Here is a 24,988-nt window from a genome sequence, read left to right as displayed (position 1 = left end):
GTCCGCGATGCGGGAGCCGCACGCTCCTTGTCCGCCCGCTCCTTGTCCGCCGGCTACAGGATCACGTGCGGCAGGAAGCGGGCGTACTCGTCGGTGATCAGTCCGGAGGACTCGCGGATGCCGAGACCCGCGGCCTCGTTCTCCACCACCCAGGTGCCGAGGACGACGCGGTTGCCGTCGAAGTCGGGCAGCGGGGCGAGCCCCTGGTAGCAGCAGGGCTCGTCGCGGGGTTCCGGGGCGGTGCCGGGCTCGTGCACGGTGACGCCGGCGCCCTCCCGGCCCAGCAGCGGCTTGGCGACCCAGCCCGTGGTGTCCGCCAGTTCGCGCGGGCCGTCGAGGTAGGCGGGGAGGAGGTTGGGGTGGCCCGGGTTGAGTTCCCAGAGGATCGCCAGCAGCGCCTTGTTGCTGAGCAGCATCTTCCAGGCGGGTTCGATCCACAGGGTGGAGCCGGTACCGCCGCCGTTGTCGAGGGTGTCGAGCACGTGGTCGGCGAAGCGGTCGGTGGTCAGCCACTCCCACGGGTACAGCTTGAAGATGCTGCGGATGAACCGCAGGCGGTTGTCGACGAAGCGGCCGGAGAGCCGGTCCCAGCCGATCTCCTCCATGGCGAGCCAGTCGGTCTCCAGGCCGGCCTGCTCGGCGGTCTCCTTGAGATAGGCGACGGTCATCAGGTCCTCGCCGCTCTCGTCGCCGGCGGTGTGGGCGAAGTACAGCGGGCTGCCCGGCGGGAGCAGGGCGGACTGCTTCTTCCAGGCGTCGACGAGCCGTTCGTGCAGGGAGTTCCACTGGTCGGCGCCGGGGAAGCGCTCCTCCATCCAGAACCACTGCGGGGAGGCCGCCTCCACCAGGGAGGTCGGGGTGTCCGCGTTGTACTCCAGCAGTTTCGCCGGGCCCGTGCCGTCGTAGCGGAGGTCGAAGCGGCCGTACAGGGACGGCAGTTCGTCCTTGCGGTGCCATGCCTCGGTCACCGCGTCCACGACCCGGGGGTCGGTGATGCCGAGGTCGGCGAAGCGGCCCTCGGCGACGATGTGTCCGGCCGCCGCCAGGCTCATCGCGTGCAGTTCCTCGACGGTCTCCTCGAGCGCCTCGACCTCGTCCAGGGCGAAGACGTAGTAGGCGCTCTCGTCCCAGTAGGGGCGCAGGGAGTCGTCGGGGTAGCGGGTCAGCGGGTAGATGAGCCCCTGCTCCTCGACGGTCTGCTGCCAGCCGGGGCGGGGCTCGGTGGTGCGCCGTTCCACGGCGGATCAGCCCCCGCCGCTGCCGGAGCAGCCGAAGCCGCCCCGGTCGACGGCCTCGCTGCGGCTGAAGGTGCCGTTGCGGGCGTAACCGCTGCGGACGTCGGAGTCGTAGTACCACTCGGCGTCGGCGGTGCGGGACGACCGGCCCTTTCCCACGGAGCCGGAGGAACGGGAGCCGCTGGAGCAGTTCTTGTCGGAGACGACCTTGTAACCGTCGCCGAGGGTGTAGCTGTCGCGGTCCACGCACCGCCGGTCCGGGTCGGACCCGCAGGCCGACAGTGCCGCCGCGAGCACTCCCATGCCGCCCAGCACCACCGTGCTGGACCGCAGTCGTCGCCGTGTCTGCGCCATGCCTTTCGCTCCCCCTCGTGTCGCGCCGAATCGTTTCCGTGTCGTCCCGGCTCGCGGCGGACAGCCTAGAGACCGTTCGGCCGGGCCGCACGGGAGCCCCCGGACCCGCCCGTTCCGCCGCTGGCTCTTTGTCACCCTTTGACGGGAAATGGCCGTTCAGCGCTCACGGGAGACCCGCAGGAACCGGTCACGGGAGGGCGCGGGACCCCCGGTCACGGGAGGGCGCGGAGCAGGGCCTCCAGGGTGCCGTTCCAGGCGTGGTCGGGCGGGGTGGCGTAGCCGACCACGAGGGCGTCGCCGGCCGGGTCGGTGACGTCGGGGTGGCGGAAGAAGTCCAGGCCCTTGACGGCGAGCCCCTGCCAGGTGGCCGCCCGCTGGACCGCCTGCTCGGTGCCGGGCGGCAGTTCGAGGACGGCGTGCAGTCCGGCGGCGATGCCGGTGACGCGGACGTGCGGCGCCCGTTCGACGAGGGCCCGTACGAGGGCGTCCCGGCGGCGGCGGTAGCGCAGGCGGGCGGCGCGGACCTGCCGGTCGTGGGCGCCGGAGGAGAGGAACTCGGCGAGGACGAGCTGTTCCACGACGCTCACCGTGCGGCCGCCGCCGTGCGCGGCGACGTCCGGCAGCAGCCACGGCGGCACCACCATCCAGCCCAGTCGCAGGCCGGGGGCGAGGGACTTGCTGGCGGTGCCGAGGTAGACCACCCGCCCGGGGTCGAGGTCCTGGAGGGCGCCGACGGGCTGGCGGTCGTAGCGGAACTCGCCGTCGTAGTCGTCCTCCAGGATCAGGCCGCCGGTGCGGCGCGCCCACGCGACCACGGCGGCCCGGCGCTCCGGGCGCAGCGCCCCGCCGAGCGGGAACTGGTGGGCCGGGCTGAGCAGCACCGCGTCGGCGTCGCCCGGATCGTCGGCGCGGGTGCCGAGGTCGTCCCGGGCCAGCGGGACGGTCTCCAGGCCGGCGCGGCGGACCAGGTCCCAGTGCGCGTCGAGGCCGTACGGCTCGACGGCGAGGGTACGGGCGCCGCGGGCGCGCAGCACCTCGCACAGCAGCCGGAGGCCGTGTGCGAAGCCGGAGCAGACGACGACGTGCTCGGGGTCGGCGCGCACGCCCCGGACCCGGGACAGGTACCCGGCGAGGGCCTCGCGCAGCTCCGGACGGCCGCGCGGGTCGCCGTAGCCGAAGGCGTCGTGGGGCGCGGCGGCGAGGGCGCGGCGGGTGGCCCGCAGCCACGCGGCGCGGGGGAAGGACGCGAGGTCGGGGGTGCCGGGCATCAGGCTGTAAGGGAGCCGGCCGGGGGTGCGGCGGGGCGTGGGGGCCGCGGCCGGGCGGCCGGGGACGGCGCGGTCGGCGACCCGGGTGCCGGAGCCCTGGCGTGCGGTGAGCCAGCCCTCGGCGACCAGGTCGGTGTAGGCGTCGGCGACGGTGTTGCGGGCGATGCCCAGGTCGGCGGCGAGGGAGCGGGAGGAGGGCAGCCGGGTGCCGGGGGCGAGCCGGCCGCCGCGGACGGCCTCCCGCAGGGCGTCGGTGAGGCCGCGCCGCAGTCCGGACCCGCGCGGGTCGAGGTGGAGGTCGATGCCGAAAGTGGCCCAGCGTTCCGCCATGGAAGTGGACCATACTCCTGGGCTGCCTCGCTCCTAGGGTCGACGGCATGACGCACACCGACACGACCGGGGCAGTCCCGTACGCGGCGGAGGAGCCCGCCCGCCTGGAGTGGGCGAAGCACGCCCCCGAGGTCTACAAGGCGATGGTCCGGCTGGACGTCGCGGCCCGGCAGGGGCTGGACCCGAAGCTGGCCGAGCTGGTGAAGGTCCGCGCCTCGCAGCTCAATCACTGCGCGTTCTGCCTGGACATGCACACCAAGGACGCCCTCGCGGCGGGCGAGAGCGTCGAGCGGATCGTCCAGCTCTCCGCGTGGGAGGAGTCGCGGCACTTCTACACGGAGAAGGAGCTCGCCGCGATCGAGCTGACCGAGGCGGTCACGGTCCTGGCTGGGGGCGCCTCCCAGACGAAGTCTGGGGGAGGCTTCGTGCCGGACGAGGTGTACGAGCGGGCCGCCCAGCAGTTCGACGAGGCGGAGCTGTCCCAGCTGATCGCCGTCATCACGGTGATCAACGCCTGGAACCGGTTCGGCGTGACCTGCCGGATGGCGCCCGGTCACTACCAGCCGGGACAGCACCGCTAGGGGGTCGGGGCAGCCGCTTCTCCCGTCCGTCGGCGCGGGGCCCGAGGACCGGCCACGGACCGTCGGCGCAGAGGACGGGCGGGGCCCCCGCGTCGGACGCGGGGGCCGGAGCGGCGGCGGTGACGTTCGTGGCCGGCGCGCTCAGCGGGCGTCACCGCCGAGGAGATCGACGGCGCGCTCGCCGACCATCAGCACGCCGATCATCGGGTTCACGGCGGTCATGGCCGGGAAGACGGAGGCGTCCGCGACGCGGAGGCCCTGGAGCCCGCGAATGCGCAGCTCGGGGTCCACGACCGCGAGTTCGTCGTCGGCGGCGCCCATCCTGCAGGTGCCGGCCGGGTGGTAGACGGTGTGCGCGACCTTGCGGGCGTACTCGCTGAGCTCCTCGTCGCCGGTGACGTCCGGGCCGGGCGCCACCTCGCGCTTGAGCCAGTGCGCGAGCGGCTCGGTCCTGGCGATCTCACGGGCGATGCGGATGCCGTCGACGAGCGTGCGGCCGTCGTAGTCGTCCTCGTCGGTGAAGTACCGGAAGTCCAGCGCCGGTTTCACCTCGGGGTCGGCGCTGGTCAGGTACAGCCGTCCGCGGCTCTTCGGCTTGGGGATGTTCGGGGTCATGGAGACGCCGAACTCCGGCCGCCGGTAGCCCAGTCGCTCCGGATGGTCGGTGAACGGGATCTGGTAGAAGTGGAACATCAGGTCCGGGCCCGCGTGGCCGGGGTCGCGGCGCACGAACAGACCGGCGTCGGAGTCCATCGCCGAGTTCTCCGGGAGGGGTCCTTCGGTCTCCCACACGATCACCGACTCCGGGTGGTCGAGCAGGTTCTCGCCGACACCCGGCAGGTGGTGCGCCACGGGGATCCCGAGCGCCTCCAGGTCGGCGCGCGGCCCGATGCCGGAGTGCAGCAGCAGCCGCGGCGAGTCGACGGCGCCGGCACACAGCACCACCTCGTCGCGGGCCCGGATCAGCACTTCCTCGCCGTCCTTGGTGCGCACGTGGACGCCCTCGGCGCGGGTGCCGTTCAGCTCCAGCCGGTACGCCCAGGTCTCCAGCCAGAGCGTCAGGTTGGGCCGCTCGTCCATCACCGGGTGCAGGTACGCCACCGACGCCGAGGACCGCTTGTTGGTCTCGGGGTGGTAGGCCAGGTCGAAGAAGCCGACGCCCTCGTCGAACGGCTTCCTGTTGAAGCCCTCGATGCGGGGCACCTGGAGCGCGGTCTGCGCGGCGTCGACGAAGTCGCGGGCGATGGCGTTCCGGTCCTTCTCGTCGACCGGGACGATGTTGTTCTTGAGGCGCGCGTAGTACGCCTCCATCTGCACGGCGCCCCAGCCCGTGGCGCCGGCCGCCTCCCACTCGTCCCAGTCGGACGGCAGCGGCTTGAAGGCGATGAGCGTGTTGTGCGAGGAGCAGCCGCCGAGGACGCGGGCGCGGCTGTGCCGGATGTGCGAGTTGCCGCGCGGCTGCTCGGTGGTGGGGTAGTCGTAGTCGAGCTCGCCGCCGAGCAGACCCATCCAGCGGCGCAGCGTCAGCACGTCGTCGCGGCCGACGTCGCTGGGGCCGCCCTCGATGACGGCGACGGTGACGTCCGGGTTCTCGGTGAGGCGGGAGGCGATGACGGAACCTGCGGTGCCGCCGCCTATGACGACGTAGTCGTACTCGGTCTCACGCGCGGGGGTCTCGGCGGGCATCGGGGCGGTGCTCCTCGGGGCTCGGGGCAGGTGGGCGGGGCGTCCCGTGGCGTGCGGGACGGGGGTCTCGCGGCGGCGGCCCGGTGGGGCCGCTCGGGGACGGCTGCTCGTACGGGACGCGGACCGCCCGGAAGGGCTAGAGGAGCGCGTCCCGTACGGGGCGCGTACGGGGTGGACAGCGCGGGCGCCGGGACGGCCGCCGTCGTGGCGGTGGGGGGGACATCGCCCGGCGGCCCGCGTCCGCCGCTCAGCCGGCGAACCAGCGCACCGGCGCCGGCGCCAGGTTCTGGTAGACGTGCTTGGTCTCGCGGTACTCGGCGAGCCCGGCCGGGCCGAGTTCGCGGCCCGTGCCGCTCTTGCCGAAGCCGCCCCACTCCGCCTGCGGGAGGTAGGGGTGGAAGTCGTTGATCCACACGGTGCCGTGACGCAGCCGCCCGGCCACCCGGCGGGCGCGGCCCGCGTCGGCCGTCCACACGCCGCCGGCCAGTCCGTACTCGGTGTCGTTGGCGAGGGCGACGGCCTCGTCCTCGGTGCGGAAGGTCTCGACGGTGAGGACCGGCCCGAAGACCTCCTCGCGCACCACCCGCATCTCGCGGTGGCAGCGGTCGAGGACGGTCGGCTCGTAGAAGTAGCCGGACGCGGGGCGCTCGGGCGCCGGCTCGGGCCGCTTGCCGCCGCAGCGCAGCACCGCGCCCTCCTTGAGCGCGGACTCGACGTACGCCTCGACCTTCTCGCGCTGCTGCGCGGAGACCAGCGGGCCGCACTCGACGCCGTCCTCGGTGCCCCGGCCGAGCCGGATCCTCTCGGCGCGGCGGGCGAGTTCGGCGACGAAACGATCCCGCACGGACTCCTCGACGATCAGCCGCGCGCCGGCCGAGCAGACCTGGCCGCTGTGGATGAAGGCCGCGTTGAGAGCCTGGTCGACGGCGGTGTCGAACCCCTCCTCGGTGGCGCAGGCGTCGGCGAACACCACGTTGGGGTTCTTGCCGCCGAGTTCGAGGGCGACCTTCTTCACGGTCGGTGCGGCGGCCTGGGCGACCTTGGTGCCGCTGACCAGGCCGCCGGTGAAGGAGACCAGGTCGACGTCGGGGTGCTCGGCCATCCGCGCGCCGACGGTGTGGCCGGGGCCGGTCACGATGTTGGCGACGCCGGCGGGCAGCCCCGCCTCGGTCAGCAGGCCGATCAGGGCGACCGTGGTCAGCGGGGTGATCTCGCTGGGCTTGACCACGAAGGTGTTGCCCGCGGCGAGCGCCGGGGCGATCTTCCAACTGGCCTGGAGCAGAGGGTAGTTCCAGGGGGTGATCAGGGCGCAGACGCCGACCGGCTCGTGCACGACGACGCTGTGGACGTCGGGCGAGCCCGCGTCCACGACCCGGCCGGGCGACTCGGCGGCGACCAGGTCGGCGAAGTAGCGGAAGGCGTCGGCCACGCAGTCGATGTCGACGCGGCCCTCCTCGAGGGTCTTGCCCGCGTCCCGGCTCTCCAGGAGACCCAGCTCCTCGCGGTCCCGGACCAGCAGGTCGGCGACGCGGCGCAGCAGCGCGGCCCGTTCGGCGGCGGGGGTGCGCGGCCAGTCGCCCTCGTCGAAGGCGCGGCGCGCGGCCGCGACCGCGAGGTCGGTGTCCTGCTCGTCGCCCTCCGCGACCAGGGCGAACGGCCGGGCGTCCGCCGGGTCGAGGATCTCCCGGGTGGCCCCGGAGACGGCGGCCCGCCACTCGCCTCCCGCGTGGATGGTGTCGCGTGCCCGCAGTTCTGTGCTGTCCGCCATGATCGGTTACTGCCTTCCGTTCTTCTCCACGCCCGTGAGTCACCTTCCTGCTACCCCCGAGACCGGGTGCTCCTGCCCTGCCGGACGGGATGCATGCGGAACGCGGGCCCGGAGTGCGCTTCGTCACGGCACCGCCGCGGGGCCGTCCCGCGCGACGGGGCCCTCCGGCGGGGGCGGGTCCGGTACGCACCGGCCGGGCGGGCCGGATGCGGGACGGCGCGGAGTCGGATGCTGAGCGTGCACGGTCACGGCACGGCGGCCTGCGCGGGCGCCGGGCGGAGGGGGCCGGCGCGCCCACCGGCCACGCCGCGATGCCCGGCGCCCGCGCAGGCCGCGGGGAAGGGCCACGGCGGTCACCGGGAGCGGAGAGGACGGCGGACCCGCCTCAGGTCAGGGCGACGGGCACGGCGCCGACGGGGGGCAGAAGTGGGCGACCGCCGTGAGGACCAGGGCGAGTTCGGGGTCGACGCCGTCCGTGGGGGCGCCGTACGCGGCGATGGCGTACACCTTGCCGTCGGCCGGTGAGCGGAAGCGCACGTCCTGGACGTGCCAGCTCCCCACGTCGGGCTCTCCGCGCAGCGAGTCGGCGCGGTACTCGAGGCGCAGGCCGGAGGCCCCCTCCATCTCCAGGGGCGCCAGCGCGACCTTCTCGAAGCCGTCCGCCTTCGGTGTGCGGTCGGACAGGTACAGGTCGAAGGACTCCTCCGGCGAGCGCTCCTCGACCTCGTACACCTGGAGGCGGCGGAAGCCGTCCGGGTCGCGGTAGTTGACGACGTCGAAGCCGTGCTGGGAGGGCACCGTCTCCCGTTCCCAGCCCGTCGGGCGGGCGACGGTGAAGCCCTCGGCGTCACGGTGCAGTTCGAAGCCCTCGGGGAGGGGTGACGGCTCGGGGGCGGACGACGGCTCGGCGGTGTCGAAGCCCTCGTCCGGCGCCACGGGTTCCGACTCCCCCGCCGGTGACGGCGACGTCCGCGCCGTGGCCGTACCGCCGGCCCGGTCGTCCGCACGAGCGTCCGTGCCGTCGTCGCCGACGACGAGGCTCAGGAGCAGGGCCCCGGCGACCCCCGCCGCCGCGGCCCCGCCCAGCACGCCCCACACCAGCCGCCGTCGGCCGGCGAACGGCCGGCCGCGCCCCGGCGGTTCCGGGGCGGACCAGTCTCCGCCGGGCGACGCGTGCAGCACGCCGGCCGGCGCGTCGGGGTCGGTCACGCCGCCCCGCGCCGGGGCCGGCGCGGACGGCGCGGACGGCGCGAAGGACGGCGGCGGCGGGGGCGGCGGGGTCACCGGGGCGGTGGCGCCAGCGCCGTCCTCCCAGCGCTGGGTGTCCTCGTTCCAGTACCGCTGTCCCCCGGTCATGGCGTTCCTCTCACATTCCCAGCAGCCCGGCGACGGTCCCGGCCGACGCGAACAGGGCCAGGATGCTCTGGGCGTCCGTGAGCGCCTCGCGCAGCCGCTGTATGCGCCCTTCGCCGGCCGTCCCGGTGCGGGTGATCTCCTCCTCGGTGTCGGCGAGGGTGGTGTCCAGCCGCGCGGCCTGCTCGTTCTCCCGCAGCCGGGCGAGGTCGGCGCGCAGTTCCCGCACGGCGGCCAGCAGGTGCTCGGCGGACTCGTCGCGCGCCGGTGCCGCGGTGTTGCGGGTCTCGGCGCGGGCGTGGGCGCCGAACGCGAAGGAGGAGTGGTCGGCGCGGCCGATGCTGACGTTCGGTTCGTCGGTCGCCATCGTCAGTCGGATCCCTTCTGCGGCCCGGGGCCGCCGGTCGTGGTCTCGGCGCGCGCGTGGTCGCCGAAGGCGAACGACGAGTGGTCGGCGCGTCCGATGTGCACCGCGCCGCTGCTGATGTTGACGATCTTCTGCACGAACTCGCCGGTCTCGTAGCCCGCTTCGCCCAGCGCCAGCCGCACCCCGCGGCTGATGCGGTCCTGGACGCTGCGCAGGTACCGGGCGACGTCCATGTCCTGGAAGGTGGACCCGGCGGGCGCCGCGGCCAGCTCCCGCACGGACAGGGCGGGACCGTCGGGCAGCGCGTGCGCGTGACCGCCGGTCAGCAGCCGCCACAGGTAGGCGGCACCCCGGCCGAGGGTGATGAGCGAGTCACCGGCGGAGCGGGGCACCAGGGCGGCGGAGCCGGTGATCCGGCCGGCCCGGTCGTGCAGGAACCGGTGCGCGGTGCGGTCGGCGTCCTTGAAGTCCTCGCGCACCGGCAGCAGCACGTGCGGCGCGATCTCCAGCATCAGCATCCGGCCCTGCGTGTGGACGCGGACGAAGACGGTGACGACCAGCTCCTCCTCCCAGCCGCCGACGCGGACGCGCAGGAAGTGCCGCCGCTTCTCGCCGCCCTCCTCGACGGCCCGCGCCCGGTGCTGCTCGAACTCCGCCTGCCCGTACGGCGCCTCGTCGCGGCGCAGGAGTCCCTCGACGGGCAGGAACACGCACTCGTCGATCTCCAGCCGGCGCAGCCGGTCCCGTACCCCGGGGCCCGCGTGCTCGGCGGGGACCCGCAGCTGCTCGATCAGGGGCCTGACCCGGTCGAGGATCGCCCGGTTGCCGAGCGGCTGCTGCTCCGCGTCCTCGTCGGGCCGCAGTTCGACGGCGAGCACCCAGGTGTCGTGCGCCGTGCCCGCCCCGCAGAACGGGCGCGCCTCGTGGTACATGACGAGCGGGGTGTGCTGCTCCAGCCGGATGCGCTGCGACAGCCTGCGGAACCGCGGTCCGCCGGCCTGTTCGGCGGGGTCGCCGGCGGCGTCGGGGAAGCGGGCCGGGGACAGCTCGGCGGCGATGACCCGGGCGGACTGGGTGCGGCGCCCCGCGACGCACAGGCCGATGACCACGAGCACGCCGATCCCGAACCACGCCTGCCAGGGCTCGGCGCCCTCGGTGAGCCCGTCGGTGACCGCACCCAGCAGGTCGTCGTCACCGGAGGAGCTGTAGGAACCGTAGGAGGAGGACGCGTACGAGGAACTCCCCCGTTGCTCGCCGAACGCCACGGAGACCAGGGCGAACAGGGCGAAAACGGTCAGGACGCGCCCGCCCCAGCGGGCCAGGAACGCGGCGAGCGAGCGGTACCAGGGCGGCCGGGCGGCCCGCCCGCGCAGCAGGGGCGCGACGGCGAGCAGCAGGCTGGGCCACACGAAGTGGAGGAGCAGGTTGCCGCTGATCGGGATGCCCACGATCCACAGGCCGAGGACGGCCGCCGCCCACAGCGTCTCCAGGCGCCGGGCGCGCAGCGCGTGGGCGAGGACGCGGGCGGCGTCGAAACCGAGCGAGGGCGCCACGGCCCGCTGTTCGTGGAGGTACAGCTCCTCGATGACACGGTCGCGGTAGCCGGGGTCCAGGTAGGCCCCCGCGCACAGCAGCCGGGACGCCTCACTGGCGTGCGGGGGCACGGGCGGCGGACCGTCCGGCGCCCCGCCCGGGTGCTGTGGCTGCTGCTGCGGCACGAACACGGTGCTCACGCGGATCCCCCGATACGCGAACGAACGTCACCACCACGTGGGGTGACGGGGCATCAGCATAGGGGAAGGGCGGGCGTGTGCGAACGGGTTTCGACGGCGGTGGCCTGGGGGACGGCGCCGGTGCGGAGCCCGTGCCGGACGCGCGCGGGGCCCCGCGCCGGCGAACCGGTGCGGGGCCCCGTGAAGGCCGTGGTGGCCGGGCTCAGATGAGGCCGAGGCCGCGGACCGCCTCGCGCTCCTCCTCGAGCTCCTTGACGGAGGCGTCGATGCGGGCGCGGGAGAACTCGTTGATCTCCAGACCCTGGACGATCTCGTACGTCCCGTCCTTCACGGTGACCGGGAAGGAGGAGATGAGGCCCTCGGGCACGCCGTAGGAGCCGTCGGACGGGATGCCCATGGAGACCCAGTCGCCCTCCGGGGTGCCGTTGACCCAGGAGTAGATGTGGTCGACGGCGGCGTTGGCGGCGGAGGCGGCCGACGAGGCGCCGCGGGCCTCGATGATGGCGGCGCCGCGCTTGGCGACGGTCGGGATGAAGTCCTCGGCCAGCCACTTCTCGTCGTTCACGACCTCGGCGGCGTTCTTGCCGGCGACGGTGGCGTGGAAGATGTCCGGGTACTGGGTGGCGGAGTGGTTGCCCCAGATCGTCAGCTTCTTGATCTCGGAGACCGGGACGCCGGTCTTCTTCGAGAGCTGGGTCAGCGCGCGGTTGTGGTCCAGGCGGGTCATGGCGGTGAAGCGCTCGGCCGGGACGTCCGGGGCGGCGGCCTGGGCGATCAGCGCGTTGGTGTTGGCCGGGTTGCCGACGACCAGGACGCGGATGTCGTCCGCGGCGTGGGCGTTGATGGCCTGGCCCTGCGGCTTGAAGATGCCGCCGTTGGCCTCGAGGAGGTCGCCGCGCTCCATGCCCTTGGTCCGCGGCCGGGCGCCGACGAGGAGGGCGACGTTGGCGCCGTCGAAGGCCACGTTCGGGTCGTCCGTGATGTCGATGCCCTGCAGGAGCGGGAACGCGCAGTCGTCCAGCTCCATGGCGGTGCCCTCGGCGGCCTTGAGCGCCGGGGTGATCTCCAGCAGGCGCAGCTTGACCGGCACGTCCGCGCCGAGCAGCTGGCCGGAGGCGATGCGGAAGAGCAGGGCGTAACCGATCTGGCCGGCCGCGCCGGTGACGGTGACGTTCACGGGAGTGCGGGTCATGGCGTTCTCCGTATGACAGCTGGCGGTGGGGCGGTCCCTGCCCCCTGGTGCGGGATCCCGCTCCGGCTCGTGACCGGCGTCCGCCACGATGATCGATCACCGGTTCGAATGATCGATCTCTTGGCGTCAAGAGAGATCCAGCGGTCAGGCTATCGCGCATCCGTCGGCGCGCACGGCCGGGCTCCCTGTGGCCCGTCCCACAGAGTGACCGCCCGCGTACGCGGGTAACCGGGGCGGCGGAGAGGTGAAGGAGAGGGGCGGCCGCCCCGCCCGGGAGAGGTGGGGACGGGGCGGCCGCCGCCGGGAACCGACCGTGCCGGAATCCCGTGGGGGTACTTCTCGCGTGCCCGCCCCGCGCCGCCGCATTCGCGTCACCACGGATCCCTCACATGTCATGCCCCGGACGGCCCACACGGACATGGCTCCGGCCGCCCCGCCGCCCCTCGCCGGCTGTGACGGACGCCGCCGCCCGCGTCCACGCGGCCTCGTCGGCGCCGGGTCACCGAGCCGTCTCCGGCGAGCGGCCGGACGCCGGTGCCGACCGGTGTGCACCGTCGGCGTCCACACACCGTGCCTGCCGCTCGCGTCGCACGGACAGAAGTCACGTCGCACGGACAAGAGTCGCGTCGCACGGACAGAAGTCGCGTCGCACGGGCAGGACGCGGGGCGCGCCGCCTACTCCGTGCAGCCCTTCTCGCCCGTCGCGGCCAGCACCGCGCAGGCCTTGGCCTCGGTGGCGGCGGCGACCGGGACCATCATCGTGTAGGTGACCGTGTCGCCCGGCGCGTCGACGGAGTCGGTCTGCTGGTACGCCCCCGAGGTGATCTCGACCGTGTCCCCCTGCGTGGCCTGGGTGATGCGTCCCCAGGCGGCACCGCAGACCTCGCTGTAGCGGACCTCGACGGTGGTGGCGCCGACGGTCGCGGTGCCGGCCGTGGTGACCAGGTCGCCGCTGCACCCCATGACCTCGGCGTCCTTGCCGTCGCAGCTCTCGCCGCTGCACTTCACGCCCGGCGGCAGTTGCGCCTCCTTGGTGACGGTGGGCGACGGGGAGGGCTTCGCCTTCGTCGTGTCGCCCTGCGTCTCGGTGACGTACAGCCCGGCGGCGACCACCACCAGCGCGCCCAGCGCGCCGACCAGGAACATCGCCGTGCGCCGCTTGCCCTCGGGACGGCCGGGGCCGCCACCGGGACCCGACGGGGCCGCGGACGGCGGACCGTACCCGCCCGCCGCGGGCGCGCCGGGGCCGTACGCCCCCGGGTGACCGGCCTCCCGGTCGGCGACCCCCCAGGAGTTGCCGCTGCCCGACGCGTCGCGGACGTCGGTGGCGGTCGGCTGGGCCGGCACGCTCGGCGACACCCCGGCCGGACCGGCGACCCCCGTACGGGCCCCGCCGCCCCGGCGTCCGCCCCCGCCGGACGGCGGCCCGGCCGGCTCGCTCAGCGCGGCGCGCGCCTGCGAGATCCGGATCGCCTCCATGGTCATGTCGTGCCGCATCTCCGAGCGGCTCCAGGCGCGCTCGGCGAGCTCCCACATGGTGGTCAGGTGCACCGGGTTGGTCTTGGTGACCTCGGCCAGCGCCACGACCGCGCCCTTCGGCGCGAGCAGCCGGCCGTTCAGATAGCGCTCCCAGGACGTCTTGCTGTAGCCCGTGCGGTCGGCGACCGACGCGACGCTCAGGCCGCTGCGGTCCACCAGCCGCCTGAGCTGGCTGGTGAACTCTCTGATCTGCGGATCGAGCTCATCCGGCAAAGCCTTCCAACGAGGCATTGCTCTTCCCCTCTTCCCCCCGGTTCGTGCTGGTGTTTCCCTCGCGCATGGTGCCCTCTGCCACGCCCCGCCCGGCTGCCCACAGGGATGCCGCCGGGACGGGCCTCAGTTCCCGGGGTGGGGGCGCACGGGAGCGACAGGGCGCGTGCGGCATTGCACGCCCAGTCGCTTGTGCATCAGTGTCCCACCGGTCGGCCCCCCGGCCGAACGGAACCCCGGAACCCACGGACCGGGTGAACCGGACCGGTACGGCCGTCCCACCGTCTTCCTGTCCTACCACCCCGGCGCCCCCGCGCGGAGGTGTCCGTGACCACATCACCCCTGGGCGGAGCTCCCTGCCGCGCACACGTGCCGGAGCCGTCACAAGGGTGTAGGGGGCTTCCGGGGCACGTAGCGGAACGGTCACTCCCGTGCCACAGCGGCCGGGCCGCCGTTGAACGGGCCGTCCGCCGTGCGGGAACGTGGTGCGCGGCCCGTCCGCCCACGGGGGTGCGGACGGGCCGCCGCTCTCCGCGCCGGCGGCTCAGCCGTCGACCGTGAAGTGCAGCATGTCCTGCAGGAACGGGATCCGCAGCAGCGGGTCCGGCTGCACCATCAGCGCCAGCAGCACGATCACCAGCCCCAGGCCGCCGTAGGTGACGATGTCGGTGAAGCGGGAGCGCACGGCGAGCATCCCGACGTGCGGCACCGCCCACCGCAGGACCGCCCCGACGACCAGCGCCGCGCCGATCAGCAGCAGCCCGACCCGGAACACGTCCACCGCGGTCAGCAGCAGCCCCAGCCCCACGGTGAGCAGCACGGCCAGGATCGGCCACTGCCGGGCGGGCGCGGGGGCGTCGCCGGGGGCCGCCCGGCCGCCGCCCTCGGGCCGCGCGGTGTCCCGGGTGAACAGCGGGAACCTGCGAGTGGCCCGGCGCGGGACGCCCTCGGCGTCGGGCGCGCTGACCGGGTCGCGGACCGTGAGCTCCTCCGAGGCCCCCGCCGCCGCGGGGGCCTCGGAGGCGTCCGGCGCCTTCCGCTCAGCCGACACTGCGCTCCGCCGCCTCGACCACGTTGACCAGCAGCTGCGCCCGGGTCATCGGGCCGACGCCGCCGGGGTTCGGGGCGACCCAGCCGGCCACCTCGGCCACGCCCGGGTGGACGTCGCCGACGATCTTGCCCTCGGCGCTGCGCGAGACGCCGACGTCCAGGACGGCCGCGCCCGGCTTGACGTCCTCGGGACGGATCAGGTGGGCGCTGCCGGCCGCGGCGACGATGATGTCCGCCCGCTTGAGGTGGGCGGAGAGGTCGCGGGTGCCGGTGTGGCACTGGGTCACGGTGGCGTTCTCGCTGCGCCGGGTCAGCAGCAGCGGCATGGGACGGCCGATGGTGACGCCGCGCCCGACGACCACGACCTCGGCGCCCTTGATCTCCACGCCGTGGCGGCGCAGCAGGGTGATGATGCCGTTCGGCGTGCAGGGCAGCGGGGCGGGCTCGTTGAGGACGAGACGGCCGAGGTTCATCGGGTGGAGGCCGTCGGCGTCCTTCCCGGGGTCCATCAGCTCGAGGATGCGGTTCTCGTCGATCCCCTTGGGGAGCGGGAGCTGGACGATGTAACCGGTGCAGGACGGGTCGTCGTTCAGCTCGCGGACGACCGCCTCGATCTCCTCCTGCGTGGCGGTGGCGGGCAGTTCGCGCTGGATGGAGGCGATGCCCACCTGGGCGCAGTCGCGGTGCTTGCCGGCGACGTACTTCTGGCTGCCGGGGTCGTCCCCCACGAGGATCGTGCCGAGGCCGGGCGTGACGCCCTTCTCCTTCAGCGCCGCCACGCGGGCGGTCAGATCGGACTTGATCTCGGCTGCGGTGGCCTTGCCATCGAGAATCTGGGCGGTCATGACCCCATCCTCGCGGATGACCGGGCCGCTGTTCCAATCAGCCCGCATTCCGGCCGGCCGGGACGCCCGCACACCCGCACCGGGCATTCGATCACGACCGGTATCAATACGAGCAAGATCGCGATGTTGCACTTGCACAACACATATGTCGTACCGCTGGACAAGGAAAGGAACGGTCAAGAACGATGAACACGCAGTGCCGCGGGCAGAACCGGGGGGACGGACCGCATCTGTAGCACCTCCTCCGCGCCGCGCCCCGCGCCGTCCCCGCACCAGAAGCGCAACGGAGGAAGAACCGCCATGAGTTTCGGCGACCCGAACAACCCCTACGGGGCTCCGCAGGGCCAGCCGCCCGGTTACGGCTACCCCCAGCAGCCCGGCCAGCCCGGTTACGGGTACCCCTCCGCCCCGCCGGTCCAGCCCTACGGCCACCCCGGCGGGCCGGTGCCGATGCCCGGCAGCGTCAAGGCCGCGCGCGTGATGCTCTTCGTGCTCGGCGGCCTCCAGGCGCTCGGCGGCCTCCTCATGGTGGTCGTGAGCGGCTGGTTCGCCGAGCAGCTGGAAGACCTCATGTCCGACGACCCGGCCTTCACCGCGGAGGACGTGGACAACGTGTCGAGCGTCGGCGCGGGCGTCATGATCGTGCTCGGAGTGCTCGTGCTGGCGTTCGCCGCCTGGGGGATCCTCACGGCCGCCAAGTTCGGGACGGGCCGTGGCGGAACACGCGTCTCCGCGATCATCTACGCCTCGGTCGTCACCCTGTTCAGCGTGATCAGCCTGCTGGGCGCCAACGTCTTCGCGCTGGTCAGCCTGGTGCTCGGCATCCTGATCATCGTGTTCTGCGCCAACAGGAACGGCAGCTACTGGTTCACCCGGCCGCCGCAGTACTGAGCCGTCCCGGTCCGCGCGCCGCGGCACACCTCACGGGGCCGTGTCCCCCTCCGGGGCGAGGGGGACACGGCCCCGTCGTACGCACCGCCCGGTGCGCGCCGGGCCCGCCGCACACCCGTGTCGCACCCGATCGGGGGAGGTCCGGCGGCGGGGCGTCCCCCTACCCTGGCCGAGTAGCCGTCAGGCATGGGGGGACGCACCGTGTACAGCCTCATCGTCGTACCTCCGGCGACCGCGCCGGAGGACCCCGGCCGCCGCGACCAGTACCGTCTGGCTCCCGGCGAGCGCCTCTCCTTCGGCCGCGCCCCGCAGGGCGACGGCCTGCGCATCGCCCACGACGGCGTGTCCCGCAGAGCGGGTGAGATCACCGCGCAGGGCGCCTTCTGGCTGCTGAGCAACCTCAGCCGGGAGCAGACGTACGTCGTGGAGAACCCGGAGGGCGCGGGCGAGCACATCAAGGTCGGGCCGGGCCGCCTGGACGCGCCGGTGCCGTTCGAGTTCTCCCGGATCGTGCTGCCGGCCTGCGGCGACCTGCTGCCGCTGGAGGTGTGGGCGCCGTGCCACGAACACGTCCGCCACGACGCCGGTGACGACGGCGCCGCCACCGCGCCCGCCTTCTCCCTGGACCGCTCCAAGCGCTACTTCGCCGTGCTGGCCGCGCTGTGCGAGCCCCGGCTGCGCGGCGAGCCGCACGCCCCGCTGCCCACGGTCGAGCAGGCGGTGGAGCGGCTGCGCCCGCTGTGGCCGGCCGCCTCCCGTGCCTCGGTGCAGTGGAACATCGACTACCTGGCGGTGAAGCTGCGCCTCAAACCCGGCCCGGAGACCGCGGAGCCGGGACCGCGGCTGAACGGCAAGAAGGAGTCGCTGGTCTCCCTGGCGCTCCGTTTCGACCTGGTCCGCGAGGACGACCTGGCGGTCCTGGCGGCCCCGCCCCGCCAGGGGGGCCGGTGACCGGGACGTACGCCGTGCCGGTGCCCAAGGGGTACCGGGTGGGCGCGTGGGAGGTGCGCGAGCCGCTCGCGACGGGCGCGTTCGGCAGCGTGTACGCCGGCCGCCGCGCCGAGGGCGGCGCGGACGGGCCGCGCACGGTCGCGCTGAAGTTCCTGCCCACCGGCACCCGCACCCCGCGCCAGCTGCGCCACCTGCGCGAACTGGCCGAGCGGGAGGTGGACGTGCTGCGCCGGCTGAAGCAGCCGCGCCTGATCCGCATGTACGAGGCGCTCACCGTCGACGACCCCGGCCACCCCGAGCTGGACGGCGCCACCGTGCTGGTGCTGGAGAAGGCGGAGGGCTCCCTGTCGGCGCTGCTGGCCGCCTCGCCCCGCCCCGGCGCCGGCCCCGGCCTGCTCGCCCAGACCTGCGAGGGGCTGGCCCAGCTGCACCGGGCGGGCTGGGTGCACGGTGACCTGAAGCCGGCCAACGTGCTGCTGATGGCGGACGGTTCGGTCCGCCTCGCCGACTTCAACATGGCCGCCGAGCTGGAGGGCACGCACGCCTACACGTCCGCGTTCTCCACGCCCGACTACACCCCGCCCGAGCTGCTGTGGTCCGAGATCGGCGAGCGGGGCCGCCGGATCCGCGCGTCCGCCGACGTGTGGGCGTTCGGGGTGCTCGCCCATCTGGTCCTCACCGGCGCCTTCCCGCTGCCCGGCGCCACGCCCGCGGCCCGCCGCGCGGCCGCCGCCGCGTACGCCTCCGGCACGGACGAGCTGCGGCTCTCCCCCGAGCTGCCGGACGCCTGGCGGGACATCGTCCGGGCCTGTCTGGCCCGCACCCACGAGGAGCGGATCGGCGTGGCGGACCTGCTGCGGCGGGTGCGGGAGGCGGCCGGCGCGGGGCGCCCGTTCCCGCTGCACCGGCTGCTGCCCGCCCGGCGCCGCTCCCGGCGGGCGGTCGCCGTCTCCGCGGCCCTCGCCACCGCCACGGCGGCCGTCCTCGGGTACGGCGTCGACCGGTGGGCCGTGTCCGGCGGCGAGCCGAGCGCGCGCACGGACGCCGCCGCCACGTACGGCGCCGACGTGCTGCGCACCGGCCGGGGCGTGCCGGCCGCCTACCGGCTGCTGATCGTGGAGACGGCGCACGACTGCCCGAGCGAGGACGTCTCCGCCCCGCTGATCGCGGCGATGCTGAAGGTGGAGAGCGACTTCGACCCCGACCTGGCCGACCCGGCCGCCGACGAGTACGGCATCGCGCGCTGGACCCCGAAGGTGCTGCGGTGGTGGATGAACGAGGACGGCACGCCCGCCGAGAACGTGCCCGAACCGCCGTTCCCGCCCGCCGAGTCGGTGCCCGCGATGGGCCGCTACCTGTGCTGGATCGCGCCGCGGCTGGACGAGGGGCTGCGGGAGGACCGGCGGGTGCTGATCGCCGCCGCCTACCGCACGTCGTGGCGCCGGGTGAACGACGCGGGGGGCGTCCCCGCCGAACACCGCGCCTACGCCGACCGCGTCGCCCACTACCTCGAGGAGTACACCCCGCCGGGCGGGAGATGACCCTCGCAGCTGTGAGGTACCGGGCGGGGGGATCCCCCGGCACGGTGTGGGCACACCGCCTCGGCGGTGCCACCCACCCGTTCGTTCATGGGGGAGACAGTCATGAGGGAAACAGTGAACACGTTCAGGTCCGCCGCGCTGCTCGTCGCGGCCACCGCACTCGTCGCCGGCGGCTCGGTCGCGGCCACCGCCGCCCCCGGCCCCGACGGCACCCGGGTCACCTCCGTGCGGGAGGGGAAGGACGGCACCCGCGTCACCGCGCTCCAGAAGGCGGCCGAGCGGGTGGTGGGCCGCGACGCGAAGCCGCGGGAGGTGACCGCCGACGCGGTCCGCTACGACGGCCTGACCGTCACGGCCGCGCCCCGGGGCGAGGCGTCCACCAAGGCCCTGTCCTGCGGCTACGGGCACCTGTGCATGGTCGTCAACGGCACGAAGTTCGACTTCTACACGTGCCGGACGTGGAAGCTGAGCAACTGGACCGGCGACGGTCCGTTCGTCAACAACCAGACGCCGGGCACGGTCGCCCGCTTCTACAACCAGGACGGCAGCGTCCGCTGGACGTCCACGGCGTACGAGTCGGGCACGGCCACCTGGGACCCGGTCTGGTACCTGCGCCCCTGCTGACGCGGCGGGTGTGACGGGGGTGGCCCCGGTCCCTCCTCGGGGACCGGGGCCACCCCCGTCGTGCGCGGGATCGGCGGGATCAGTGGAAGAAGTGCCGCGTCCCCGTGAAGTACATCGTCACGCCCGCCTTCTCGGCGGCCTCCACGACCAGTTCGTCACGGACCGAGCCGCCGGGCTGGACGACGGCCTTCACGCCGGCCTCGGTGAGGATCTCCAGGCCGTCGGGGAACGGGAAGAACGCGTCGGAGGCGGCGAAGGAGCCGCGGGCGCGTTCGGCGCCGGCCCGCTCGACCGCCAGCTTCGCGGAGTCGACGCGGTTGACCTGGCCCATGCCGACGCCGACGGAGGCGCCGTCCTTGGCGAGCAGGATCGCGTTGGACTTCACCGCGCGGCAGGCCTTCCAGGCGAAGGCCAGGTCGGCCAGCTCGGCCTCGGACAGGGCCTCGCCGGTGGCCAGCGTCCAGGTGGCCGGGTCGTCGCCCTCGGCCTGGAGCCGGTCGGTGACCTGGAGCAGCGCGCCGCCGTCGATCGGCTTGACCTCGACCGGGGCGGACGGCGCCTGCGGGGCGCGCAGCACGCGGATGTTCTTCTTCTTGGTGAGGGCCTCGAGCGCGCCGTCCTCGTAGTCCGGCGCGACGATGACCTCGGTGAAGATCTCCGCGACCTGCTCGGCCATCTCCTTCGACACCGGTCGGTTGACCGCGATCACACCGCCGAACGCGGACAGCGGGTCGCAGGCGTGCGCCTTGCGGTGCGCCTCGGCGACGTCCGCGCCGACCGCGATGCCGCACGGGTTGGCGTGCTTGATGATCGCGACGGCCGGGGCGTCGTGGTCGTACGCGGCACGGAGCGCGGCGTCCGTGTCCGTGTAGTTGTTGTACGACATCTCCTTGCCGTGCAGCTGCTCGGCCTCGGCGAGACCGCCCGTCCCGGACACGTAGAGGGCGGCGGGCTGGTGCGGGTTCTCGCCGTAGCGGAGGGTGTTCTTGCGCTCCCAGGTGGCGCCGAGGAAGTCGGGGAACTGCGAGTCGTCCACCGGGGCGTACTCGGAGGCGAACCAGGAGGCCACCGCCACGTCGTAGGCGGCCGTGTGCTGGAAGGCCTCGGCGGCGAGCCGCTTGCGGGTGGCGAGGTCGAAGCCGCCGTCCCGGACCGCGGCGAGGACGTCGCCGTAGCGGGCGGGGCTGGTGACGACGGCGACCGACGGGTGGTTCTTGGCGGCGGCGCGGACCATCGAGGGGCCGCCGATGTCGATCTGCTCCACGCACTCGTCGGGCGTGGCCCCGGAGGCGACGGTCTCGCGGAACGGGTAGAGGTTCACGACCACCAGGTCGAACGGCTCCACACCGAGGTCCTCGAGCTGCTGCTCGTGGTCGGCGAGGCGCAGGTCGGCGAGGATGCCGGCGTGCACCTTCGGGTGCAGGGTCTTGACCCGGCCGTCCAGGCACTCGGGGAAGCCGGTCAGCTCCTCGACCTTGGTCACGGGGACGCCCGCGGTGGCGATCTTCGCGGCGGTGGACCCGGTGGAGACCAGCTCCACCCCGGCCTCGTGCAGGCCGCGCGCGAGATCCTCGAGGCCGGTCTTGTCGTAGACGCTGACGAGCGCCCGTCGAATGGCCCGCTTGTTGCTCTCGGCGGTCACTGGATAACTACCTTTCGTCCCTCGATGCGATAGCCGTTGCGGGCGAGGCGCCCCACGACCTCGACGAGCAGCCTTCGCTCGACTTCCTTGATGCGCTCGTGCAGAGCGCTCTCGTCGTCCTCGTCCCGGACCTCCACCACGCCCTGCGCGATGATCGGGCCGGTGTCGACGCCGTCGTCGACGAAGTGGACGGTGCAGCCGGTGACCTTGGCGCCGTACGCGAGCGCGTCCCGTACGCCGTGGGCTCCCGGGAAACTGGGCAGCAGGGCGGGGTGGGTGTTGACGAACCGCCCGCCGAAGCGCGCGAGGAACTCCTTCCCCACGATCCTCATGAACCCGGCGGACACCACGAGGTCCGGCTCGTACGCGGCGACGGCCTCGGCGAGCGCCGCGTCCCACTCCTCACGGGTCGCGTGGTCCTTGACCTTGCACACGAAGGTCGGCAGCCCGGCGCGCCCGGCCCGGGCCAGCCCCTCGATGCCCTCGCGGTCCGCGCCGACGGCGACGACCTCGGCCCCGTAGGCCTCCGCTCCGACGGCGGCGATCTCGTCGAGGAGCGCCTGCAGGTTGGTGCCGGATCCGGAGACCAGCACGACGAGACGCCTGGCGCGCTCGGCCACGGGCTTGGCGGCCACGGTGGGGCCCTTTCTCGGGGAGCGTCTGTACGGTCGGCGGCACAGCGCTTTGTACATTCCTCCGAATGCTTCGCGCCCCCTGATACGGGGAAGCCTACGAAGCGGCCGACCGGCAGCAACGATACCGGCACCCCGACGGGCCCCCACGGGACGGGGGCGCGGCCGGAAGGTAGCGTCTGGTGCGAGCCGGCCGGGGTACGCGAGTCCTGGACGCCGGGGCGCACGGGAACGTGGACCGCGCACCGATCGTTCACAGGGCGACGGACCCGGGCCGCACGGAGCTGACGGGAACGCACCAGCTCACAGCTCACTCGTAGTCGATACGTCGTGCGAGGCGGTCACACCGCACCCACGCCGTGCTTCACAAAGGGGAAGACGCTCACTTGATGCCGGACCGCAGCCTGCGACTCCTCACGTTCCCCCAGCAGTCGGCCCAGGGAGGGGAGCGTGGCGCCGTGCTGCTGCGGGAGCGCCCGTCCTCGTCCCCCGACGCCTCCCAGGGCGAGGCCGGCGACGACCGCCGCGACGCCCGGGGCCAGGGCTCCCGGGGCGGCCAGGACGACAACCCGTTCGCGCCCCCGCCGGAGGGCGCGCCCGACCGCCCCTGGCAGCCCCGCCACCCCTCGGGCGGCGAGGACGGGGGCGGCCGCTCCCCCTGGGGCCGCAACTGGAGCGACCGGCAGCCCGGCCGCTCCCCCGGCGGCTTCGGCGAGCGCCCGCGCGGTCCGGAGGGGCAGGGCGGCGGCCAGCAGGGTCCGGGCATGCGCTGGGACCCCACGGACCCGGCCCAGCGCCGCGCGCGCTACGCCCTGCTGGGCGGCATGTGGGCCTTCTTCTTCGCCCTCTTCAACTGGCCGTACCTGGCGCTGCTGCTGGGCGCTCTCGCCCTGTACTGGGGCATCAGCGCCCTGCGTGCCAAGCCCCACGGGCAGGACCCGGACACCCCGGCGTCCGAGCAGAAGGCCCGCCCGCAGACCACGGCGGCGATCAGCGGCCTGGTCCTGGGCTCCCTGGCGCTGCTCCTGGTGGCCGGGGTCTTCGGCGCCCGCCTGGTCTACAGCGACTACTACGAGTGCGCCGGCGACGCCCTCACGCAGCAGGCGCGCCAGTCCTGCGGCGACCATCTGCCGGAGCAGCTGCGCGGTCTGCTGGACGAGGAAGGCTGACGGGAGGCACGCGGGGAGTCCGCCGGCCCCCGTCCGCCCGCTCACGCGGGCGGACGGGGTCCGGCGTTTTCGGGGCCGAACGCCACGGGCGTACGTCGAAGGTGTCACCGCCGTCGTCCCTGTCGCTGCCGTCGTTGCCGTCGTCCCTGTCGCTGCCGTCGTCCCCGTCGCTGCCGTCGTCCCCGTCGCTGCCGTCGTCCCCGTCGCTGCCGTGGTCGAGGAGCAGGCGGGGCTCGTCCTGGGCGGCGGCGAGGCCGGCCACGGGACGCCCTACCCGTGGTTCCGGGTGAATCAGCGGTGGCGGGAGCGCCGCGCCCCTCCGGCCGGACGTGGAACGACCGGCCGGTGGCGGGCCGCGGCCCCATGGCCCGGACGGCCCGGACGGCCCGGACGGCCGTCGTCCCCGTCCCGCCCGTAGGACCGCCGGCGACGCCAGGCCCGTACGGCCAGGGCCGCCGGGACCGCCGTCAGCCCGAGCCACACCGCCGTCGCCGCGCCCACCTGCCACCACACCGGGCCGAACCGGGCCAGCGCGGCCGCGCCCAGCGGGCCGCCCGCCAGCCCGGCGAGCAGCGCCAGCAGCATCCCGCACAGCGCCGCCGCGAGCACCGCCGCACCCGCGGTCCGGCCCACCGTCCAGGCGCCGAGCCGTCCCCCGCCCGTCACGGCCCCCCGGCCGACGAACCAGCCGACCACCATCCCCGCCGTCAGCGGCACCGCCACGACCGCCCCGTGCAGCGCCGTGCCCGCACCCGGCTCCGGCACCGCCGCCAGCAACGGGAACGACGGCAGAAGCGGCGCGGCCCGCGAACCGAACGGCGTCACCGAGACCCCGGCGCCGAGCAGGAAGCCGGGGCCGAGGGCGTAGGCAGCCGCCCACACCGCCGCGTTCGGCAGCAGCGTGACGCAGAGGAGCGCCACCGCCACCCACCCCGACCAGCCCTCGGCCAGCCGCCCGAACGCCCCGCGCGTCTCGCCGGCGTGCCGGCCCAGCGACGCCGCCAGCAGCACCGCCCCGCCCGCGACCAGCACCGTCGCCCCCGCCGCCGACGCGCGCACCGCCACACCGGGGCGGCCGTCCGGGCCCAGCACCAGGTGGCGCGCGCCCCGGGGCAGTACCGCGCCCAGCAGCTGCTCCAGCGGTCCGCTGGGCCGTCCGTACGCGGTCCACACCCCCGCCCCGGCGGCCACCACCGCGACCAGCGGCACGCACACCGCCGTCGACGCCCACGCGGGCCGCAGCACACCGCCGGCGGCGTGGAGGGCGGCGGGGGCGCCGACGGCGAGGTAGCCGAGGACGACGCCCGCCCACGCGGTACGGCCGGGCACCAGCGGGGCGTCGTCGCGGACGCCGCCCTCGGCGGTGTCCCGCGCCGCCCGGTGCAGCAGCCACAGCGGCACCGCGAGGAGCAGCATCGGGGGCACGCCCATCGGGGCGGGGGCGCCGGAGAGGGTGTCGACGCGGACCAGTTCGGCGCCGTGCGCCAGCAGCCAGAGGGCCGCCGCGACATGCAGGGCGCCGCCGGGTCCGCTGTCCGGGTACGGCGAGCTGACCCACAGCAGCATCACGAGCACGGTGAACGCCGCGAGGCCCAGCCCGGCCGCGAGGGCGCCACCGGCAAGGCCGGAGGCCAGTCCGGGCGAGCGGCGGCGCCGCCGGAGGAGCAGGGAGGCCGGTGTCGATCGGCGTACGGTCGTCTGGATCACGCCCGCCATGCTCCCAACGACACGCGCTTTTCCGGCGTAACGAGCGAAGATCGGTTGTGTCGCTAAAAATACGCTTATGTACTTTTCTGTACTGAGGGACACCCAGTGACACGGAGCCCCGCCATCCCGCTCCCCCCGCCCAAGGAACGCCGACGCCTGCGTGAGGCCGGCTCGCTGACGCGCGCTCAGCTCGCGGGCCGGCTCGGTGTACGCCCCGAAACGGTGCGGGCGTGGGAGTCCGGCCGCAGCACGCCACGCGGCCGGAACCGCAAGGCGTACGCGGACCTGCTGACCGCCCTCGCGACGGAGAGCCGGCCGAC

The 24,988-nt window shown here is 74.4% G+C and carries 21 protein-coding genes and 1 pseudogene; 7 read left to right on the top strand and 15 right to left on the bottom strand.

The window, feature by feature from the left end; translation table 11 throughout:
- Positions 1–53: 53 nt before the first annotated feature.
- The 3 genes from ACWH4W_RS09950 to pdxR form a co-directional block, all read right to left on the bottom strand.
- Positions 54–1,238, bottom strand: coding sequence for a glutathionylspermidine synthase family protein (locus ACWH4W_RS09950; RefSeq protein WP_473075404.1), 1,185 nt, complete (start codon positions 1,236–1,238; stop codon positions 54–56).
- A gap of 6 nt (positions 1,239–1,244) precedes the next feature.
- Complete coding sequence (locus ACWH4W_RS09945; protein WP_473075403.1) at positions 1,245–1,589, bottom strand: hypothetical protein; 345 nt, start codon at positions 1,587–1,589, stop codon at positions 1,245–1,247.
- Between the two features lie 212 nt (positions 1,590–1,801).
- Positions 1,802–3,187 (bottom strand): MocR-like pyridoxine biosynthesis transcription factor PdxR, encoded by a 1,386-nt coding sequence (gene pdxR, locus ACWH4W_RS09940; RefSeq protein WP_473075402.1) that lies wholly within the window; start codon positions 3,185–3,187, stop codon positions 1,802–1,804.
- Between the two features lie 47 nt (positions 3,188–3,234).
- Here pdxR and ACWH4W_RS09935 point away from each other — a divergent pair, with 47 nt between their 5' ends.
- Positions 3,235–3,768 (top strand): carboxymuconolactone decarboxylase family protein, encoded by a 534-nt coding sequence (locus ACWH4W_RS09935; RefSeq protein WP_473075401.1) that lies wholly within the window; start codon positions 3,235–3,237, stop codon positions 3,766–3,768.
- A 141-nt stretch (positions 3,769–3,909) separates the two neighbouring features.
- Here the strand turns inward: ACWH4W_RS09935 and ACWH4W_RS09930 are convergent, their stop codons facing one another.
- The 9 genes from ACWH4W_RS09930 to ACWH4W_RS09890 form a co-directional block, all read right to left on the bottom strand.
- Positions 3,910–5,454, bottom strand: coding sequence for a GMC family oxidoreductase (locus tag ACWH4W_RS09930; RefSeq protein WP_473075400.1), 1,545 nt, complete (start codon positions 5,452–5,454; stop codon positions 3,910–3,912).
- A 247-nt stretch (positions 5,455–5,701) separates the two neighbouring features.
- Entirely contained in the window at positions 5,702–7,222 is a 1,521-nt protein-coding gene (locus ACWH4W_RS09925; RefSeq protein WP_473075399.1) for an aldehyde dehydrogenase family protein, read from the bottom strand.
- 390 nt (positions 7,223–7,612) lie between these two features.
- Positions 7,613–8,578, bottom strand: a complete 966-nt coding sequence (locus ACWH4W_RS09920) for a hypothetical protein (RefSeq protein ID WP_473075398.1) — start codon at positions 8,576–8,578, stop codon at positions 7,613–7,615.
- Between the two features lie 10 nt (positions 8,579–8,588).
- On the bottom strand, positions 8,589–8,942 hold the full coding sequence (locus ACWH4W_RS09915; RefSeq protein WP_106412807.1) for a hypothetical protein: 354 nt from the start codon (positions 8,940–8,942) through the stop codon (positions 8,589–8,591).
- Between the two features lie 2 nt (positions 8,943–8,944).
- Positions 8,945–10,675: a hypothetical protein gene (locus tag ACWH4W_RS09910; protein WP_473075397.1), complete on the bottom strand. Its 1,731-nt coding sequence runs from the start codon at positions 10,673–10,675 to the stop codon at positions 8,945–8,947.
- Between the two features lie 202 nt (positions 10,676–10,877).
- Positions 10,878–11,867, bottom strand: a complete 990-nt coding sequence (locus ACWH4W_RS09905) for a malate dehydrogenase (protein WP_473075396.1) — start codon at positions 11,865–11,867, stop codon at positions 10,878–10,880.
- Between the two features lie 675 nt (positions 11,868–12,542).
- Entirely contained in the window at positions 12,543–13,637 is a 1,095-nt protein-coding gene (locus ACWH4W_RS09900) for a helix-turn-helix domain-containing protein (RefSeq protein WP_473075395.1), read from the bottom strand.
- A 523-nt stretch (positions 13,638–14,160) separates the two neighbouring features.
- The gene (locus tag ACWH4W_RS09895) at positions 14,161–14,667 is read right to left on the bottom strand and encodes a DUF3017 domain-containing protein (protein WP_473075394.1); all 507 of its coding nucleotides are present in this window, start codon (positions 14,665–14,667) and stop codon (positions 14,161–14,163) included.
- A complete protein-coding gene (locus ACWH4W_RS09890; protein WP_473075393.1) occupies positions 14,657–15,511 on the bottom strand; it encodes a bifunctional methylenetetrahydrofolate dehydrogenase/methenyltetrahydrofolate cyclohydrolase in 855 nt (284 codons plus the stop codon). The genes ACWH4W_RS09895 and ACWH4W_RS09890 overlap by 11 nt, the downstream gene beginning before the upstream one ends.
- A gap of 300 nt (positions 15,512–15,811) precedes the next feature.
- On the opposite strand from ACWH4W_RS09890, the gene ACWH4W_RS09885 reads away from it, so the two are divergent.
- The 4 genes from ACWH4W_RS09885 (at position 15,812) to ACWH4W_RS09870 (ending at position 19,518) form a co-directional block, all read left to right on the top strand.
- Complete coding sequence (locus ACWH4W_RS09885; RefSeq protein ID WP_473075392.1) at positions 15,812–16,402, top strand: hypothetical protein; 591 nt, start codon at positions 15,812–15,814, stop codon at positions 16,400–16,402.
- Between the two features lie 201 nt (positions 16,403–16,603).
- Positions 16,604–17,353 (top strand): FHA domain-containing protein, encoded by a 750-nt coding sequence (locus tag ACWH4W_RS09880; RefSeq protein WP_473077457.1) that lies wholly within the window; start codon positions 16,604–16,606, stop codon positions 17,351–17,353.
- Positions 17,350–18,894: a protein kinase domain-containing protein gene (locus ACWH4W_RS09875; RefSeq protein WP_473075391.1), complete on the top strand. Its 1,545-nt coding sequence runs from the start codon at positions 17,350–17,352 to the stop codon at positions 18,892–18,894. The genes ACWH4W_RS09880 and ACWH4W_RS09875 overlap by 4 nt, the downstream gene beginning before the upstream one ends.
- A 102-nt stretch (positions 18,895–18,996) precedes the next feature.
- Entirely contained in the window at positions 18,997–19,518 is a 522-nt protein-coding gene (locus tag ACWH4W_RS09870; protein WP_473075390.1) for a hypothetical protein, read from the top strand.
- Between the two features lie 79 nt (positions 19,519–19,597).
- Here ACWH4W_RS09870 and purH read toward each other — a convergent pair whose 3' ends face one another.
- Together purH and purN are read right to left on the bottom strand one after the other, a co-directional pair.
- Positions 19,598–21,160, bottom strand: a complete 1,563-nt coding sequence (purH, locus tag ACWH4W_RS09865; protein ID WP_473075389.1) for a bifunctional phosphoribosylaminoimidazolecarboxamide formyltransferase/IMP cyclohydrolase — start codon at positions 21,158–21,160, stop codon at positions 19,598–19,600.
- Entirely contained in the window at positions 21,157–21,795 is a 639-nt protein-coding gene (gene purN, locus ACWH4W_RS09860) for a phosphoribosylglycinamide formyltransferase (RefSeq protein WP_473075388.1), read from the bottom strand. The genes purH and purN overlap by 4 nt, the downstream gene beginning before the upstream one ends.
- Positions 21,796–22,181: 386 nt before the next feature.
- Here purN and ACWH4W_RS09855 point away from each other — a divergent pair, with 386 nt between their 5' ends.
- Entirely contained in the window at positions 22,182–22,961 is a 780-nt protein-coding gene (locus ACWH4W_RS09855; protein WP_473075387.1) for a hypothetical protein, read from the top strand.
- Positions 22,962–23,252: 291 nt separating this feature from the next.
- Here ACWH4W_RS09855 and ACWH4W_RS09850 read toward each other — a convergent pair whose 3' ends face one another.
- A complete protein-coding gene (locus ACWH4W_RS09850; RefSeq protein ID WP_473075386.1) occupies positions 23,253–24,677 on the bottom strand; it encodes a cell division protein PerM in 1,425 nt (474 codons plus the stop codon).
- Positions 24,678–24,773: 96 nt separating this feature from the next.
- Here ACWH4W_RS09850 and ACWH4W_RS09845 point away from each other — a divergent pair.
- Positions 24,774–24,896: pseudogene (locus ACWH4W_RS09845) on the top strand (RNA polymerase subunit sigma-24); the annotation flags it as partial.
- Positions 24,897–24,988: the final 92 nt, after the last annotated feature.

The organism is Streptomyces sp. DSM 120436 (genome assembly GCF_055778765.1).
The sequence above is the reverse complement of the archived record's forward strand: the minus strand, read 5'-3'. Positions and strand labels throughout refer to the sequence as shown.